This is a genomic window from Caldimonas sp. (assembly GCF_046289365.1).
GTDB lineage: Bacteria > Pseudomonadota > Gammaproteobacteria > Burkholderiales > Burkholderiaceae_C > Caldimonas.
The window spans coordinates 1-3,421 of the sequence record NZ_JBKBVU010000131.1; the positions used below are offsets into that span (position 1 = coordinate 1).

General features: G+C 69.4%; 3 protein-coding genes. 1 reads left to right on the forward strand and 2 read right to left on the reverse strand.

The annotated features are described in order from the left end of the window. On the forward strand, positions 1 to 2,214 hold a 2,214-nt coding region (locus ACK42S_RS12570), incomplete at its 5' end, for a putative bifunctional diguanylate cyclase/phosphodiesterase (RefSeq protein ID WP_409707901.1). Positions 2,215 to 2,218: 4 nt separating this feature from the next. Here ACK42S_RS12570 and ACK42S_RS12575 read toward each other — a convergent pair. Then, positions 2,219 to 2,947, reverse strand: a complete 729-nt coding sequence (locus ACK42S_RS12575) for a 2OG-Fe dioxygenase family protein (protein ID WP_409707926.1) — start codon at positions 2,945 to 2,947, stop codon at positions 2,219 to 2,221. 72 nt (positions 2,948 to 3,019) lie between these two features. Continuing rightward, positions 3,020 to 3,421, reverse strand: a 402-nt coding sequence (locus ACK42S_RS12580; protein ID WP_409707903.1) for a glycerophosphodiester phosphodiesterase family protein, incomplete at its 5' end; no start/stop codon positions are given.

Here is a 3,421-nt window from a genome sequence, read left to right on the forward strand (position 1 = left end):
AGCCGCACGGTGAAGCTGCTGCCCCGGCGCAGCAGCTTCACCGTGCGGCTGGCGCTGCGCCCACATGACGGCAGCGATCACTGGATCGAATGGGCCGCGCACTGGCTGCCGGACGAAGGTCACTACCTGTGCCTGCTGCACGACGTGACGGCATTGATGCGCTCGGCGCGCACGCAGGCCGAGCAGTTGCGACTGCTGGCCGACAACGTGCCCTCGGCGCTGGCCTACTACGATGCCCACACCTTCCGCTGCATCTTCGCCAACCGCACCTACGCTCAGGGTTTCGGCTGGGACGAGCAGTCCATCGTTGGGCGCACCTTCGCCGAGGTGATCGGCGCGCAGGCGGCGCGCGAGATCGAGCCCCACGTCCAAGCCATGCTGCACGAGCGCCGCTCGATCAGTTACGAGCGCCGAGCCGTGCGTCCCGATGGATCGGCGCAATGGATCAAGGTGAACCTGATGCCTCACCTGGACGCCTCGGGCACACCGCAGGCGGCCCTGGTGCTCATCACCGACGTGACGCAGCAGCGCCAGGCCGAGCAGGATCTGCGCGAGTCTGAGGAGCGCATGGCGCGTTTCATGCACGCCAGTGCCGAGGGCGTGGTCTTCCACAGCAACGGCATCATCGAGGACGTGAACCAACCCGTGTGCGACCTCACCGGCTGCAGCCGCGAGGAGCTGATCGGCCGCTACGCGCTGGACTTCGTGCCACCGGAATACCACCCCAAGGTGCTGGCCCTGCTGGCCGCCGCGCAGGATGCGACCTACGAGAGTGAGATCATCCACCGCGACGGCTACCGCATTCCTGTGGAGTTCATCGGCCGCACGATGATGCGCAACGGCCAGCGGCTGCGCATGTCCATCGTGCGGGACATCCGCGACCGGCAGGCAGCGCAGGCGCGCATCCATCATCTGGCCCACCATGACGCGCTCACCGGACTGCCCAACCGCATGTCCTTCATGGAGCACCTGGATCAGCGCATGGCCCAGGCGCGCCGGGCCGACGAATCGCTGGCCCTGCTCTTCATCGACCTGGACGACTTCAAGCGCGTGAACGACTCGCTGGGACACCTCGTCGGCGACAGGCTGCTGCAGACCGTCGCCCAGCGCATCACCGACAGCCTGCGCGGCAGCGATCGCGTGGCCCGCTTCGGCGGCGACGAGTTCATGGTGCTGCTGGGCGGCGTGCACACGCGCGCCGACGTGGAGGACGTGGCCCGCAAGCTGCTCGAAGCGATCGAGCGGCCGATCGAGGTCGACGCTCGCTGGCTCAGCGTCACCCCGTCGGTGGGCATCGCGCTCTTTCCCGCGCATGCCCAGTCGCCCGGCGAGCTGATCATGAATGCCGACAGCGCGATGTACCAGGCCAAGGCCCACGGGCGGGCCACCTACCGCTTCTTCGACCCTTCGCTGGCCAGCGCTGCCTTCGAGGCGCTCGAACTGGAGAGCCAATTGTCCCGTGCCTTGGCCGAAGACCAGTTCCGACTGCATTTCCAACCCCAGGTGCTGACCCACGACGGCACGCTGGTGTGCGTGGAGGCCCTGCTGCGATGGCAGCACCCCGACGGCCGGCTGCTGATGCCGGGCGACTTCCTTGCGGTGGCCGAGCAGCAGCGACTGATGCAACCGATCGGCCAATGGGTGGTCCGACAGGCCCTGCGCACTGCGCGGCGCTGGCGCGAGCAGGGGCTGACCGACGCCCGCATCGCCCTCAATCTGTCGGCGGTGCAGTTCCAGGCCGCGGGCTTCGTCGACGGGATCGAGCGGCTGCTCGCCGACGAAGGCGCCGGCGGGCAATGGCTGGAGTTCGAACTGAGCGAGCGGCTGCTGATGAATGACGTGCCGCAGGTCAAGCAGCGGCTGTCGCGCCTGAAGGCCTTGGGGGCGCACATCGTGGTCGACGACTTCGGCACCGGCTACTTTTCGCTGCGCTACCTGCGCGAACTGCCGGTGGACAAGGTCAAGATCGACCGCTCCTTCGTGCGCGATCTGCCGCAGGCCGCCGACTCGGCCGCTATCGCCTGCGCGATCATCCAAATGGCGCGCCACTTCGGCCACGGGGTGGTCGCCGAGGGGGTGGAGACCACCGCCCAGCGCAGCTTCCTCTTGGCGCAGGGCTGCGAAGCCCTTCAGGGCGAAGCCATCAGCCTGCCGCTGCCCCAGCCGGCCTTCGAGGCCTGGATCCGCGAGCATCGGCCTGCACGACGGCGCTGAGCTTTCAAGGCCCCTGGAAGCCGCGGGCGCGCAGCGTCACGACCAGCGTGTCGCGATGACCGGGCCCGTCCAGTGGCTGGATGGGTGTGCTTTCGTGGATCACGCGTTCATCGTCCAGCAGCAGGGCTGACCAGGGTTCGGTGAGCGTGAAGCGGATGCCGTGGCTGCCGTGCGCCTCGAACACCCGCGTCTCGCCGCCCTTGATGCCCGAGCGCGCCACCAGCACCACGGCGACGAGGTCGACGCCGTCACGGTGCGCTCCCTCGGGCGTGGGGCGGCCGATGCCGTCGGTCGTGTCGATGCGGAACTGGTGCACCTCCACGTACCAGGGCTGCTCCCCCTTGAGCCGACTGGCACAGCGCGCCAGCGCGTGGATCAGATGAAGAAAGGCCGGCGCCTCCAGCATCTGCAGGGACACCGGCTCGAACCAGCGCTCCAGGCCCCCGTGCAGGGCGTTGTACTCCACTGGCTGCCAATGGGCCCGATGGGGCACCGTGCGGTGGCGGCCGCCCTCGACCACCAGGCAGGCGTGTCGGCGCCGGCGATAGCGCCCGCCGTCGCGCAGATAGGCATCGGCCGGCAGGTCGTCCCACAAGGGCGACAAGTCGGCAAAGCCGCCCTCGGCCACGCCGCTGAAGGCGGCCAGGCCGGCGGCATCGAGCACGGCAAAGCCCCGCTCGCGCAGGGCATCCTCCACCAGGGTGGGCGGGGTCAGGGGCGCAGGCAGCAACATGGGCATTCGGCAGCAGGCAGACAGGCCCTCACTGTAGCGCCGCGCCGGCCAGCGTGCAGGCTGAGCAGGCGCTCAGCGCCCGGCAACGAAGGCATCACGGGCCCGCCGGCCCTCCTCGGGGTGGTCGGTGAAGAAGCCGTCCAAGCCCTGTGCCAGCAGGGCGCGGACCCATCCGGCCATGTCGCCCAGGCCACGCGGGTCGTCGCCGACGTCGAAGTCATCGGGCAGGAAGGAGTTCTCGGCGCGCACGGTCCAGCCATGCACCACGAGGCCGGCCTGATGGGCATCGCGCACCAGCGTGGTGGGGGGGCCGAGGCGACGGCCGGCCAGCGGAATGATCAGTTGGGTGTGGGCACCGATGCCCTGGGCATAGGTGGCGATCTCGGCCAGGCCGGCTGGCTGGGCAAGGTCGCGGTAGGTGCGGACGTAGGAGGGGGAGGGGGGAGAAGAGAGAGGGGAGGAGGAAGGGGGAGG